The sequence below is a fragment of the Yersinia enterocolitica genome (genome assembly GCA_002082245.2).
In the GTDB taxonomy this organism is placed as follows: domain Bacteria; phylum Pseudomonadota; class Gammaproteobacteria; order Enterobacterales; family Enterobacteriaceae; genus Yersinia; species Yersinia enterocolitica_E.
Genome location: NBTC02000002.1, coordinates 4,207,794 through 4,221,165, shown reverse-complemented (window position 1 = coordinate 4,221,165; position 13,372 = coordinate 4,207,794). Strand labels below are relative to the sequence as shown.

Sequence of the window (13,372 nt, the reverse complement as noted above, 5' to 3'; positions counted from 1 at the left end):
CTTGCCGAAAACACCTATAGATTAACCATAGCGGGTTAATACAAACTTGTACAAGAAAATAATAATTGTACAAGTTTGAGCAAGAAACGAAGAAAGGGATTACGGTGGTGAAATTAGGCTGATGCAGCTTTCTACATGTTAAGCCAATTCGCAGCAGAGAAAGATGTATCTGTTACCCAATAGCTCTTTTAACTAGCTGAAATGAAACGTTCTATTATCAGGATTACTTGTCAGATCCGCCCTATTCTGATTTCAGCTTGTGACTGAACCAAATAGCATGCCAACCCCCGATGATACCCCCATCGCAAGCGCACTCCAGAAGGTAATTCGAATAATACCTGGCCATATTGGCGCTCCGCCTGCTTTCGCGGCAATCCCCCCCAGAATAGCCAGAGAAGCCAATGCTGACAGGCTAATGGCTGGAATTGCCCAGTCAGCCGTGACAATAAACGCCACCAACAAGGGCAGTATTGCGCCCGCTGAGAAGCTCATCGCAGAAGCCCAGGCCGCTTGTAATGGGCGAGCGGTAGTGATTTCAGATATCCCCAATTCATCACGGGCGTGAGCACCTAACGCATCATGGCTCATCAGTTTTTCAGCCACTTGCTTGGCCAGTGCTACATCAAGGCCGCGATGAACATAAATCGAGGTTAACTCACGATATTCACCTTGAAAATCGGCGTTCAGTTCTGCTTGCTCTTCCGCCAATGCGGCCTTTTCTGTATCTGACTGAGAAGATACCGAGACATATTCCCCTGTTGCCATCGACATCGCACCCGCAACCAGACCTGCAATGCCGGTCAAAAGAATACTTTGATGTGTGGCATTGGCTGACGCGACACCCAATAACAAACTTGCGGTAGAGACAATCCCATCATTAGCACCAAGAACTGCGGCCCGCAGCCAGCCTATCTTTTCTATACTATGCCGTTCTCTGTGCATCGTGGCGCTACCTTTTAGAGTGAAACTTCAGAGTTTATCAAGTCGCTGTTGAATGTCCTGATGACGGCCTTTATCTGCCAATTCTCGGCCTGAACGTGCTGGGGCCGCCAGTGCTTTTTGTAAATAGCCTTTTGCATCCGCTTTGCGCCCTTGCTCCAACAGGAAATCACCATAGAAATAGTTGGGATCTATGCCGGTTGGATTCACCTGTAACGCTTTTTTTAACAACAGTTCGGCTTGTTTTTTATCGCCAAAACCAATAGGCCAACCAGGAACCTGATAATAGAGGGTTCCGAGGCTGGTATAAGCAGAGCCATCCAACGCATTAGCATCGAGTTTTATTGCCAGCTCCAGCTTAACTTTCGCGTCCTTAACCAAATCCAACGCTCCCAGCCCCCCCTTCTCTCCTGCCCAACTGCTTTTAACGATAGCAGACCAAATTAATAGATCAGCACGTGATCCGTTGGCTGAACTGGCCTTATCTGCAATCGTACTGAGTTTTTCCAAACAGGACTCTTTCTGTTTTGCCACCACCTGATATTGGCAAACAGCCCATTGATTTTGGATATCGACCAACTCACTTTGGGCATAAACAGCGGTACTGCCAAAAACGGTAAGTAATAATACTAACGTCTTCATGGTGAATCCTTCTTATCACTGGAAGCCTGAGCATAGCGGGCAATAATAGCGTGTTGCTTCGCGAGAGCTTTATCAACAATGCTGGGGAAAATTGCATTTAATTTGACAAAGAACCGCTCCGGCCAGCCAAGCCAGCGCCGTGTTACTTCTTGATTCAGCGCAATAACTACCTGTTTAGCCACAAACTCGGCACTGTCACTTTTTGTCCCCAATTCTGCATTCATGGCATAAACAGCCGTTGAATTAAGTGTGGTTTGTGTGGCTCGGGGTGCAAAATAGAGAACATTGATGGCCGAACCGCTTAATTCCCGGGCCAGTGCCTCACTAAAGCCACGAAGGGCGAATTTACTGGCGCAATACACGCTATATCCGGCATAACCAATACTGCCAAAGCTGGAACCAATATTCATAATAATGCCGGGATTACTGATATAGGGTAGTAAAGCTCGAGTCAGTAATATCGGCGCCTGAATATTCAGTGATAACTGCTGTACTATCTGTTGCTCACTTTGATCCTCAAGCCACGCAAAGTGATTGGTGCCAGCATTATTGATTAAAATATCAATGCTGGGTTGATCCCTAAGCACTTCAACCTGTTTTGCCAATGCCGCCGAGTCACAAAGGTCGGCTACCCATACTTGATGATCCTCGGGATTAGGTAATGCATTCAAAAGCTGTGTAAGGGCAATTTCATTGCGCCCGTGCAATATCAAACACGCGCCCTGTTTCGCCAATGCATGGGCCAGTGCCCGGCCAATACCGCCACTGGCCCCGGTCAGTAGAACTCGGCTATTATTGAGTTTCATTGCGGTTGATCCATCAGGCCACGCAGCATGTCCCCATAAAGCTGGTAAACCACCTTGGCAGAATGAATAATCGCCGCACGATCTTCGACTTTTTCAACCTGGTTCATTAATGATTCAAAAAAAGTCAGATGTTCTTTATCCAGTTCACCGTGTGAACTGAGGTAGCTCGTGGCTTTTTCCGGTAACCCCAGCCCTTGTTTGAGCTGTTGGGCAACCGTTGTTGCGATAGCAACACTGGTCCCTTCCAGGACGTGCACCATACCAAAAATACCCATCGGGTTAAGGCGGGAGGCATGATCGTAGAGAAACGCTATCATTAACTCTATCGCCAATACTGGCTGACCATGACGAACGGCCTGCGCATCACCGCCACAAGTGCGAATATCATTTAATATCCATTCCTGGTGCCCATATTCTTCATCAATATATTCGGCGATAGCCCCACGAACCCACTCATACTCTGAGCTCATCCGGCCACCCGCCGTCATCAGTAAAGGGACGGTATGGCTAACGTGATAGAAAGCCTGGGTCAAAAAGGCGATATACATTTCGGCGTTAATATTCCCACTACGACAAGCCTCTATAACCGGAGCAGAAAGGAGTTTCTCTCTATCCGCCGCAGTATCATGCTGTAATTGTTGATAGAAATTCATACCCTACCCCCTGCAATTAATTGATCGATACGGAGGTGATACTCGGACAGAATTTGCTGCCTTTTCGGACGCCCGTTATTGGTTAATAACCCGTTTTCTACACTTAGCTGGGCCAGAAGATAATGGTGAACCTGTGCGTAATCAGGCAGCCGTCTATTAAGTTGAGCTATTTGATCTGCAAGACTATTTTCATAACCGGGTGTCGGTTGGATCAAGGCGACATTGGCGGTTAACCCATCACCAAAGATGACAATACGAGATATCGCCGGAAAAACTTGGGCTTCGGCTTCAACCCATTCTGGGGAAAAATTCCGACCAAATGCTGTAATCTGAACATTCTTTTTACGGCCAGTAATATGCAGAAAACCTTGGTTATCAAAATGCCCAAGATCACCAGTCGTCACAGCTTGTGCCGGTGCCGACTCGCCCAAATAGCCAAGCATTGTTGAACCAGAAATCAGAATTTCCCCATCTTGCGCGATGCTTATCTGACAATGCGCTAATGGTTTACCCACTGAGCCGGGCAACATATCCCCCTGCGTATTTAGGGCAACCACCGAACCACATTCTGATAACCCATATCCTTCATAAACCGGCAATCCTAATTGATGTGATTTAGCCACTAAATCCGTGGCAACCTTGCCCCCGCCAACAGCAACAAAACGTAAACTCTGTGTCAGATCTGGATTTATGGCACATAACATCACCAACAAGCGTAATAGCTCGGGTACCAGTACCAAGCTGTGCGGGCGCCACTGTTGAATTGCTTGGGCAAGGATCTGATAGGAGAATTGGCTGGAGCCGGTAAAACCCACTTCAGCAAGCGGCGGTATACGGCTACATGCCCCGCTTAACAGCGGAACATACAGTCCGGTAATGTTTTCAAGTAATGTTGAAAGGGGCAGCAATGTCAGATGCTGTTCAACATTGGCAGGAGCCACTCTGTCGATAAGCGATAGACTGACTTGCATCTGATGATCCCAACTCAGGCATACCCCTTTGGGATGGCTCGTGGTCCCCGATGTATAAGTGATTTTTGCGGTATGCGGTGGTAACTCGGGCACCGCTATCGGTTGGCGGCGTTGCAGAGCGTATTCAAATGATGTGGTAGTTATCCAATCCGCGCGTGCAGGGCCAATCAAAGCATCCGCACCGCTACTATCCAGTAGCCAATTCTGCTGTTCATTACTGAAAAAAACCGGCACCGGTATCATAACAATATTGGCTAATGCGCAAGCCAAATCGATAATGGCCCAGTCAATGCCGTTATCCAGCAAGAGTGCCAGTCGCGCTATTTTCTGGTGGCGGAACCTCTCTGCCAATGCCGCTATTTTGGGCAGTAATTCACCGTAGTTAATCACCTGATAACTATCGCACAATGCAGGGCGCAGAGGGTCTTGCGCCGCCATTTTCGCCAACTGTTCAAAAAGGATCATCGTTGTGTCCTCCTTTGAAAAGTAAAAATGCTGGGCATTGGCGCAAACAAGGAAAGTAATAAGCTGGTTTTACTCAGCACTTGGCGGCCCTGATTTAAGTCCCCCACCATCACACAGGGTTGGCTCTGGTAGTATTCCCCCCATGCAAAAGCCTCTTCACCGAGACGATTTGCCAGCGCAGGGGCCAGTTCCAGTGGTTTTAAATTCAATCGGTGAAAAATATTGCGTAATTTTCGGGTACCGGTAAACACCACGTAATCAAGCTGGTTCTCACATAACAACCGGCAAATAGCCGCAAACATAATTCGTGCATTTCCCGATTCCGAACAAGCAAAATTACCTATTTCAACCAAACGATTACGTAAAACTGAATGCCCTGTTTGCGTTGCAATGACCACCTCAATAGGTGCGTCCAAATAGTGCTCAAGATAAAGTGCCCCGAAATCACCACGATTCAAGCCACAGGCACCAATAAGGACACCATCGGCACGATACAGTCCTAATAAATGAGGTAAAAAATGTGGGATAGTGGCATTGAACTCACGGCTATACTCCCGCTGAATATATTGTTGCAGTTCGTTTTCTTCTTGCTCATTCTGAGCAAATAACAACTGGTAAGGTGCCTGAATATTCATGCTCATAATCGCTCCTTTTACTGATAATAAGGAGTGTAATGATGGATACTTAAGAAAAACTTAAATTGATAACAATATTGGGTTTAGCCGTTAAATGCCTTTATATCCCCAACCCGCACACGTGGGTTTTTCTCCTTAACTCATTGATACTCATTGATACTCATACCACAAGAAATATCTGGAAATGCTCACTATTGAGCAATAGCAAGCTACATTCATAAGCACTATTCAGCTATTCCATATAGTGTCTAAATGAAAATGTACCAAAAATCATATTTGAGGAGATAAACATGTCACAACCCCCAATCAATCAATCAGATATTAAACATTCCAAACAACGGCGCTCACTATTAAAAACTGCGGTAGGAATGTCGGTGCTTGGTATCGCCAGTGGATTAACTCTAGCCACACCAGGGATATCTTACGCAGCAGCATTAACGCGTGAAGAGCGAGATAAACTCACTCCGGAGCAAATTATTGCTGGCATGAAAGAAGGGAATATCCGCTTTAGAGCAGGCAAGATGCAACAGCATGATTATTTGGCTCAAAAACGGGCCAGTGCTGAAGGTCAATTCCCCGCGGCGGTTATTCTCAGTTGTATTGACTCACGGGCTCCGGCGGAAATTCTTTTTGATACCGGGATTGGTGAAACGTTTAATGCCCGTATTGCCGGTAACATTGCCAATAACGATTTGTTGGGCAGTATGGAGTTTGCCTGTGCGGCCGCGGGAGCAAAAGTAGTTCTGGTCTTGGGGCATACTTCGTGTGGCGCAGTTCGGGGGGCAATCGACGGCGTAGAACTCGGTAATCTGACCGGCTTGTTAAATCAAATTAAGCCAGCAATTGACGCAACCCAATTTAACGGAGAAAGAACCGGTAAAAATGATCAGTTTGTCGATGCCGTTGCTAAAACCAATGTTCAGCATACGATCAATGAAATACGGAGCCGGAGTAGTATTCTCAATGGATTAGAGAAAGAGGGGAAAATTAAAATAGTTGGCGCAATGTATAATCTCAATGGCGGGGCCGTTGAGTTTATTAGCTAATAGATTACAAGCTCCGGGCTTTATCGCTCGGAGCAAATTCATAATGATATCGAGCCGCTATTTTCTGTGGTGGTAGGCAACTAATAAGTGATGCCAGATTCCATTATCTATTGTTTAAACAACATGTTATACAGAAAAGCATCACCAAAGACACAGGATAAAAGAAAGTCGTGCTACGCTTTAATTAAGCGATAACGTTAATTTAGCTATTCTTTATGCTAATAGAATTCCTACACGAAAAAGTTCCTTAGCCTCACCGTTATCAGGAGCGTCACCATGAATCCTCCAATATATGTTTGTTAGCCCTATTTAAAAAACTTAAATAACAGATCACTATTTTACCTGTGTGGGGCCTCGATATGTTTCACTTTGATGCTTATGGTACGCTCGTTGCTGCAACGCTGGTGCTATTGCTAGGAAGGCAATGTGTCCAGAATATTCCTCTACTACAAAAATATGCTATCCCGGAACCTATTGCGGGTGGTTTGCTGTTCGCATTACTGTTTCTGCTTATTCATCAGACAACCGGTTGGGAAGCCAGCTTTGATACATCACTACGTGATCCGCTAATGCTGACTTTTTTTGCCTCAATTGGCCTTAATGCGAATCTGGCAAGCTTAAGGGCTGGCGGTAAGGTATTGATAAAGTTTTTTGTGGTCGTTATTGGTTTGCTGTTACTGCAAAATATGGTTGGCATCGGTATGGCCAAAATTCTGGGGCTGGAGCCACTGATGGGGCTGCTGGTGGGAACCATAACACTTTCTGGTGGGCATGGCACCGGTGCGGCTTGGAGTGCCGTATTTGCGGAGAATTATGGCTTAAGTAATGCTACGGAAGTTGCCATGGCCTGCGCAACTTTCGGTTTGGTATTAGGTGGCTTGATCGCCGGCCCTATTGCCCTTTATCTCATTAAACATTCCGCCACTCCCAATGGCAGAGCCGAAGATGCCTTGCAACCCACAACCTTCGAGAAACCTCAGTCAGGGCGGATGATCACTGCGCTGGTATTAGTAGAAACTATCGCCATGATTGCCATTTGTTTGATGGCTGGTCGCTATATCTCGGGGTTACTGGCGGGATCTCTATTTGAATTACCGATCTTCGTCTATGTCTTATTTGTCGGGGTTATTCTTAGTAATCTACTCACTTATACCGGGTTTTATCAGGTTTTTGACCGTGCAGTCTCCGTAGTTGGTAACGTAAGCCTCTCCCTTTTTCTGGCAATAGCGCTGATGAGCCTGAGATTGTGGGAATTGGCGTCTCTGGCATTACCGATGTTGGCGATTTTATTGGTGCAGACGCTAACCATGGCTCTGTATGCCATATTTGTCACTTATCGGATTATGGGAAAGAATTATGATGCGGCCGTTCTTGCTGCTGGGCATTGTGGTTTAGGTTTGGGGGCAACTCCAACAGCAATTGCGAATATGCAAGCGATTACCAAGCGTTTCGGACCATCTCACGTTGCGTTTCTGATTGTACCGATGGTCGGTGCTTTCTTCCTGGATATCGCCAATGCAGTAGTGATCAAACTGTCTTTGTTATTACCGATGTTTACGCAACTTGGCTAAAAGCCAGTATTCATGGTGGCATCAACCGGCCAGAAGACGGAAACCCAGTATAAGCCGGCACATACCCTATAGTATGTGCCGGTGTTTATTCACCACGCACCTCTAACGCGCTAAATCCCCTCCCCCCTCGCGCCATGCTCTTCTTAAGTGATAACTGTTGATCTAGCATTGATTTCATAAGGTATTGCCGGTATAACTAACAGCCATTTAGAGATATAGACGTCTAAACGGATAAAATATCATGCACTCACCTGTTCCCGTCGAAGGGCAGTTCAAACGTACAATGAAGGCCCGGCATCTGGTGATGCTCTCTCTCGGGGGCGTGATTGGCACCGGCTTATTCTTCAACACCGGCTATATAATATCCACCACGGGTGCCCTCGGCACACTGTTGGCCTATATGATAGGTGCTGTGGTGGTCTATCTGGTAATGCTCTGCCTGGGTGAACTGTCGGTAGCAATGCCAGAAACCGGGGCTTTTCACGTGTATGCTTCCCGCTATCTTGGCCCAGCCACTGGCTATACCGTTGCCTGGTTATACTGGCTGACCTGGACAGTAGCCCTCGGTTCCAGTCTGACCGCCGCTGGGTTCTGTATGCAGTATTGGTTCCCTCAATCACCGGTGTGGTTATGGTGCCTTATCTTTTGTCTGGCTATTTTTCTGCTCAATGTGGTCACTACCCGCTTCTTTGCCGAAAGCGAATTCTGGTTCTCACTGATCAAGGTCGTCACCATTTTGGCGTTTATCATTTTGGGCGGTGCGGCGATGTTCGGCCTATTACCGATGAAGGACGGCACACCTGCCCCCTTCCTGCACAATCTGACCCAATCTGACTGGCTGCCAAACGGCACCTTACCGATCCTGATGACCATGGTGGCGGTCAATTTCGCTTTCTCCGGCACCGAGTTAATCGGTATCGCTGCGGGCGAAACAGAGAAACCAGAAAAAGCGATTCCGTGGGCAATCCGCACCACAGTGATCCGCCTGAGTGTTTTCTTTATCGGTACGGTATTTATTCTGGCTGCGTTGATCCCGATGGATCAGGCCGAGGTTGTCAAAAGCCCGTTTGTACTGGTATTTGAACGTATCGGTGTACCCTATGCCGCCGATATCTTCAATTTCGTGATCCTGACTGCCATCCTGTCAGCCGCTAACTCTGGTCTTTACGCCTCTGGCCGCATGCTGTGGTCATTGGCCAATCAGCGAACACTGCCTGCTTATTTTTCCCACATCAATAAACGCGGCATTCCTATTAATGCGCTGATCTTTAGCATGCTCGGCGGCTTGTTGGCACTGTTGACCAGTGTTATCGCGCCAGATACGGTGTTTGTCGCACTATCAGCGATTTCTGGTTTTGCCGTCGTCGCAGTCTGGCTGAGTATCTGCGCAGCCCACTATGTTTTTCGCCGCAACTACCTACGCAGTGGGCTGCCAATCGAGGGACTGAAGTACCGCGCGCCGGGTTACCCGCTGACGCCGATCGCAGGCTTCAGCCTGTGCCTGTTAGCCTGTATCGGTCTGGCCTTCGATCCTGAGCAACGTATCGCCCTATACTGCGGGCTACCCTTTGTTGCCTTGTGCTATATCACCTATTACCTGACCCATCGTGCCGGGAAAAACCAACCATTGGGAGAGAGTCATGCCGGTTAACAACCCTATCTCTGCGCTCTTAAGCGCTGATCGCACATTGATTTTGGATGGCGCATTAGCCACTGAACTGGAGGCGCGAGGTTGCTCTCTTAGTGATCCGCTGTGGTCCGCTAAGGTGCTAATTGAGAATCCTGAACTAATTTATCAGGTTCACTTGGACTATTTTAACGCAGGGGCACAATGTGCCATCACCGCCAGTTACCAGGCGACCCCACAGGGTTTCCTGCGCCGTGGCCTCGACCAGCAACAATCGTTGGAACTCATTGCCAAAAGCGTTCAGTTGGCACAGCAGGCACGCAACGACTTTTTGAATCAGCACCCGCAAGCTGAGCCGCTGCTGATTGCCGGTTCCGTTGGCCCATACGGCGCTTATCTCGCAGATGGATCTGAGTATCGAGGCGATTACCGGCTGCCACAGGATGAGATGATCGCCTTCCACCGGCCACGTATCGCGGCACTGGCTGAGGCTGGGGTTGACCTGCTGGCCTGTGAAACACTGCCATCGTTCGATGAGTTGCAAGCGTTACTAACACTACTGCAACAATTCCCTACTTTGGGTGGCTGGTTCGCATTCACGCTACGCGACAGCCAACACCTGAGTGACGGTACCCCCCTGACCGAAGTTCTGGCGCTACTGCGCGGCAATCAGCAAGTACTGGCCATCGGCATAAACTGCATTGCGCTGGAAAACGTGACCCCGGCGCTACAGCAGTTTGCTGCATTGGCTGACAAGCCACTGTTGGTGTATCCAAACTCAGGGGAACATTACGATGCTGTAAGCAAAACCTGGCATGCCTGTGGTGGCGGACACAACCACCTGATTGATCTGGTTGGGGAATGGCAGCGCCTGGGAGCACGACTGATTGGCGGTTGCTGTCGTACCACACCAAAAGATATTCGCATCATCGCTGAGCACTGTAAGCCGTAATCCCCCAGTGATATTGTAGCTAAGCGCCAACAGTATCACTGGATAAGCTTTGCCGCCTGATGAACTGCGGCAAAGCCTCTAAATATGCTGCTTCACCTGAGCGGCATTATTTAGTCGCCTAATTGCCGGCGTCAGGCTAGCGGCGATAGTCGCTATCACGACAGCAACGGCTGAAGCCAGCAAAACGGCCCGGCTGCCATAATGCATAGCGAGAGGCCCCGCAGCAAGTTCCCCGATAGGAATTGCCACAAATGACCCCATCGCATCATAGGCATAAACACGCGCGAGTTTCTCGGGTGGAATATGGGTTTGTAGAGAATGTGCCCACACAACACCGAATTGCCCAAAACCGACGCCGGCAATAAAAAATGCCCCCATAAGGATGGCAGTCGAAGACACCATACTAAGGAGAGTGATAGGGACTGCACAAAGTGCAACCAGAAGGACACCAATAAACAGATCGCGTCGTGGCCGCCAGCGGAGTGCAATAAAAGAACCGGCAATCAGGCCAATACTTTGTGCGGCAACAATAATCCCCCAACTGGCACGCCCAAATGAAGCATCAGCCACTATCGGGCCAAGGATCATCACTACGCCGCTAAAAGCGGCATTAACAATAGTGAACTGGGCAACAATAGTCCACACCCACGCACGAGCAATAAACTCCTGCCAGCCATCCCGTAGATCCTGCAAGATATTGGTTTGCGATGTGAGGAGCTGTGCCGAGGCGGTTCGAATCAAGAGATAAAGCGGTGCTGAAGCGGCAAACCCCAAGGCATCGACGGCCAATCCCCAGCCAGGCCCAATGGCAGCCGTCAGAACCCCGCCCAGTGAGGCGCCAATCACCGTCCCGCCATAGATGCCCAACTGGATAAAAGCGTTTGCTTCCCTGAGGTTACGTGCTGGTACTGTTTGTGGAACCATTGCTGAAGAAGCAGGAAGGGCAATACCCGCTGCCGCGCCGTTAATCGTCCCAAGGACCGCTAACCACATAATTGTGGCTGTTCCATCCAGCACCAACCAGGCAACAATCCCTTGAGATAAGGCGGCAATAACAGATGAAGACAGCAGAACCTTACTTCGCGAGTAACGATCCGCAAGTACTCCACCAATCAATAAGAAGGCAACATTGAAAACAGAACGTGCAGCTACCACCAGACCTAAATCTGCTGCGGAACCGCCGATATCCAACACTGCGAAAGCCAGTGCAATCGGTGCGATTCCATTACCTAATACCGTGAGGAGGCGGGCAAAAAACAAGTTTCGAAACGGGGCATAGTGAAATACATGTCGGGAAGATGGGACCGTGGCGTTCGCGTTCACTCACTTTTCTCCGCACTGATTTCAATACCTTGCAGGCTCTCACTGCTATCTTTCAATGGGGCTATTTCATACTTTTTTTGTTTATTCATTTTGGGCAACTTTTCATCACATGACGCGCTTGTAGCAGGGGGGCCGCCGTGACATCCTCTGCCTTCACAAATACCATTGCCAAATATGTGTCTTTATCTGTATGAATGCCAAGATTAATTGATTTGAATGTATAAAATTATTCAAATCATCTGATGAAAACCCTAACTTTGTCAGGTAGCAGATTTATTACACCGTTACCCCTAAGTTGCTATAGGGATAACGGCGGTCTCAGCTACGGGTGCTGTTCCGTATTGGGTAACGCCAGCAACGCATAGCGGTTCAGCAGTTGACTAAACCGACTGTCAATCTGTTGGCGCAGTGCCGATGACGGAGTCTGCCCTGACTCGGACTGTACCTGATACTGACGCAACAACTCTTCCAGCGGTAAGGTTTTTGCCAGCGGCTGTTGTATCGCAAACACCACCGTTTTCAGCTCCGAAACCGTCATATAGCGTCCCTTCTTTTCATCCAATCCATTCAGTCGCTCTGCCAGTTGCCGCAAACGCTCTTGTGCCAATGCATAGTGTTTCAACTCCACCAATGGCGCAGCACCGGCTTCTCGTTGTTGTTGCCATAATGCACTCAGTCGGTTGACTTCTTGACTGGCGGGCCACAGTTGCTGCGCTTGTGATAACACCCCATCCCCCCGCATTTGTGCCCATAACGGCGGTAACTGTGTCAGTTGTTCCAACTGTGTGCCACTGCCTTGCAATACCGGGCCAGCCAATCGTACCAACTCAGCATCTGAGGTTTGTTTTCTCAGTTCATCGATTGATTTGGCTGCCAGTGGCGCAGGTAATGGCGCGACGCTGGTCAGCAATGCCTCGCGCAATGGATTAGATGACAGCGACTGCCAGATAAAGAAACTGCCCACCATCAAAACGGCCATCAGCGATAGCCCGGCGACAAACCCCTGCCCCGCTTTCCAACGTGGTGGGGGCGGCAAAGGCGGCGACAACTCCACCTCAACACGCGCCGGGGCCGGTTCGTTGACAAGATAAACCAGTGGTTCGCTGACCGCAGCCGACGAGAATGTCGGTTGTGGCTGTCGTTGTGGTTCAGAGACACCGGCATGCCGTACTGGAATACTTAATCGGTCTGGCGTATCAGCGGCGGCCTCGGCGCTCTCCAGACGTAGTGCTGCGTTATGCAACATCAGGCGCACCCCATCCAATTTACTCAGATGTTTGAGCTCTAGCGTTTGCAACTGCGTGCACAACTGTTCCAACGCACGCTCTGCCCGGTACACCTGAGCCAGGTCACCGTAGCATAACGTCATGGTGCGCCAAACTTGCTGCAACCGGTCACTCAACCAGGCCAATAACGCCACCCGGGCATGTGTTTGCAGCGGCCATAATGCACTCCACTGATGAGACAGCAAGCCCGCCAACAGCTCCAACCCTTCACACAACCCGGCAAGACCGGCAATGTGCGTACGTGCCAAGGTAAAATCTACCGTGGTCTGCAACTCAACCCCGTTCTGGCGAAACAGCGCCAAACAAAGCTGCTCGACCCGCCCCCAGTCAACATCCGGGCGAGCTGGATGATGTAATTTGCCGATTTCGTCACGTAAGGCACTAAATTCAGCAAAATGGCGGGGGTCACCGCCGGTTTTAACCGTGCGCTCAGTATTCGATATCATGTGTTTGTCT

General features: G+C 49.0%; 12 protein-coding genes. 4 read left to right on the top strand and 8 right to left on the bottom strand.

Annotated elements, in window-relative coordinates; all coding sequences use genetic code 11:
- Positions 1-252 precede the first annotated feature (252 nt).
- Genes A6J66_020650 through A6J66_020625 form a run of 6 tightly spaced genes read right to left on the bottom strand, consistent with a single transcriptional unit; the run spans position 253 to position 5,117 of the window.
- The gene (locus A6J66_020650) at positions 253-942 is read right to left on the bottom strand and encodes a VIT family protein (protein PNM26356.1); all 690 of its coding nucleotides are present in this window, start codon (positions 940-942) and stop codon (positions 253-255) included.
- A gap of 27 nt (positions 943-969) precedes the next feature.
- Positions 970-1,581, bottom strand: coding sequence for a hypothetical protein (locus A6J66_020645; protein PNM26355.1), 612 nt, complete (start codon positions 1,579-1,581; stop codon positions 970-972).
- The gene (locus A6J66_020640) at positions 1,578-2,387 is read right to left on the bottom strand and encodes a short chain dehydrogenase (GenBank protein PNM26354.1); all 810 of its coding nucleotides are present in this window, start codon (positions 2,385-2,387) and stop codon (positions 1,578-1,580) included. Before A6J66_020640 ends, A6J66_020645 begins: the two co-directional genes overlap by 4 nt.
- The gene (locus tag A6J66_020635; protein PNM26353.1) at positions 2,384-3,040 is read right to left on the bottom strand and encodes a biliverdin-producing heme oxygenase; all 657 of its coding nucleotides are present in this window, start codon (positions 3,038-3,040) and stop codon (positions 2,384-2,386) included. Before A6J66_020635 ends, A6J66_020640 begins: the two co-directional genes overlap by 4 nt.
- Complete coding sequence (locus A6J66_020630) at positions 3,037-4,449, bottom strand: long-chain acyl-CoA synthetase (GenBank protein ID PNM27102.1); 1,413 nt, start codon at positions 4,447-4,449, stop codon at positions 3,037-3,039. Before A6J66_020630 ends, A6J66_020635 begins: the two co-directional genes overlap by 4 nt.
- A gap of 23 nt (positions 4,450-4,472) precedes the next feature.
- A complete protein-coding gene (locus tag A6J66_020625) occupies positions 4,473-5,117 on the bottom strand; it encodes a thermostable hemolysin (GenBank protein ID PNM26352.1) in 645 nt (214 codons plus the stop codon).
- 284 nt (positions 5,118-5,401) lie between these two features.
- On the opposite strand from A6J66_020625, the gene A6J66_020620 reads away from it, so the two are divergent.
- The 4 genes from A6J66_020620 to A6J66_020605 all read left to right on the top strand — a co-directional run bounded on the left by A6J66_020620 (position 5,402) and on the right by A6J66_020605 (position 10,307).
- Positions 5,402-6,157, top strand: coding sequence for a carbonic anhydrase (locus tag A6J66_020620; protein PNM26351.1), 756 nt, complete (start codon positions 5,402-5,404; stop codon positions 6,155-6,157).
- 359 nt (positions 6,158-6,516) lie between these two features.
- On the top strand, positions 6,517-7,728 hold the full coding sequence (gltS, locus tag A6J66_020615; GenBank protein ID PNM26350.1) for a sodium/glutamate symporter: 1,212 nt from the start codon (positions 6,517-6,519) through the stop codon (positions 7,726-7,728).
- A gap of 241 nt (positions 7,729-7,969) precedes the next feature.
- Complete coding sequence (locus tag A6J66_020610; protein ID PNM26349.1) at positions 7,970-9,379, top strand: amino acid permease; 1,410 nt, start codon at positions 7,970-7,972, stop codon at positions 9,377-9,379.
- Complete coding sequence (locus A6J66_020605; GenBank protein PNM26348.1) at positions 9,369-10,307, top strand: homocysteine S-methyltransferase; 939 nt, start codon at positions 9,369-9,371, stop codon at positions 10,305-10,307. The genes A6J66_020610 and A6J66_020605 overlap by 11 nt, the downstream gene beginning before the upstream one ends.
- Before the next feature lie 78 nt (positions 10,308-10,385).
- Here the strand turns inward: A6J66_020605 and A6J66_020600 are convergent, their stop codons facing one another.
- Together A6J66_020600 and A6J66_020595 are read right to left on the bottom strand one after the other, a co-directional pair.
- Positions 10,386-11,630, bottom strand: a complete 1,245-nt coding sequence (locus A6J66_020600; protein PNM26347.1) for an MFS transporter — start codon at positions 11,628-11,630, stop codon at positions 10,386-10,388.
- A 322-nt stretch (positions 11,631-11,952) separates the two neighbouring features.
- Entirely contained in the window at positions 11,953-13,362 is a 1,410-nt protein-coding gene (locus A6J66_020595; GenBank protein PNM26346.1) for a type VI secretion protein ImpA, read from the bottom strand.
- Between the last annotated feature and the right edge of the window lie 10 nt (positions 13,363-13,372).